1 protein-coding gene is annotated in these 276 nt (G+C 40.9%); it reads right to left on the reverse strand.

Annotation, left to right across the window (positions count from 1 at the left end; translation table 11 throughout):
- The coding region (locus tag HUK49_RS10930; protein WP_191913704.1) for a hypothetical protein at positions 1-276 on the reverse strand (276 nt) is incomplete at both ends.

The following is a 276-nucleotide window of genomic DNA, read 5'->3' on the forward strand; positions in this document are numbered from 1 at the left end:
TGTAAAATATCTGAGGTCGTGCTCAACTGCACACCGGCAAAGGTTTCAAACGCTTTCTTTTCATTATCTGAAATCAAACCAGAGCCGTTAATTGCTTGGGGCATCACGCCGTCGTTCATCCCGATCATATAAACGTGCTTTTTATTATCCACTTTCGCTAAATCCATTGTCCCAATTGTCACTTGATCTAACGTTTGTGGAATCATTGAAAATTCGAGTTCGTTCAAACCGACATCTAACACTTCTAAAAAGCGCGTTAACGTCATATCACGGTCA

This window comes from Limosilactobacillus portuensis, from assembly GCF_014838735.1.
In the GTDB taxonomy this organism is placed as follows: domain Bacteria; phylum Bacillota; class Bacilli; order Lactobacillales; family Lactobacillaceae; genus Limosilactobacillus; species Limosilactobacillus portuensis.